This window comes from Ruegeria sp. CE9 (assembly GCF_056537425.1).
On record NZ_JBQFRO010000150.1, the window covers coordinates 1 to 502 of the forward strand.

The following is a 502-nucleotide window of genomic DNA, read 5'->3' on the forward strand; positions in this document are numbered from 1 at the left end:
AAATGGGCTTCGCGTAAAGATAATTCGTTGGGGGTAAAAGATGCTGTTCATATTGTTCATATCCGTTGCAACGCTTTTTGGCATCGTAATTTTTGCGGCGGTGGCCTTTCGCGTGATGCCAATGGATGCCGCGCGCTATCATATTCGCCCCGCTTTGGCTGTGCCGCCATCAACCCCCAATTTCGCCCTAATGGTGGGGGATGAGGCCTTGGTGTTGCCGCGCAATCTAGCGGATGTGGCGGCAGATGTCGCGCTGAAGGCCGCCAGCGATGGCGCCGTTCTGTTGGCAGGCCAACCAGAGGATGGCTTTGTCACCTATGTCTATCGCAGCCGTTTGATGGGCTTTCCTGACGCGCTCAGCCTAACGCTTGATCCTACTGATGAGGGGGGCGCGCGGGTTCAGATCTTCTCGCGGTCGCGTTTTGGTTATAGCGATTTGGGGGTGAATGCAGCGCGCGTGGCCGATTGGGTCGCTGCGTTGCAGGAAGCGCGCTGATCAATC

The 502-nt window shown here is 56.8% G+C and carries 1 protein-coding gene; it reads left to right on the forward strand.

What is annotated here, in order from left to right; genetic code table 11:
• Nucleotides 1–40 precede the first annotated feature (40 nt).
• Nucleotides 41–496, forward strand: coding sequence for a DUF1499 domain-containing protein (locus ACR0B3_RS24590; protein WP_480811322.1), 456 nt, complete (start codon nucleotides 41–43; stop codon nucleotides 494–496).
• Nucleotides 497–502 lie beyond the last annotated feature (6 nt).

What these genes read in the sequence shown, in the direction of transcription:
- ACR0B3_RS24590 (WP_480811322.1), top strand. Translation starts at nt 41, where the DNA reads ATGCTGTTCATATTGTTCATATCCGTTGCAACGCTTTTTGGCATCGTA.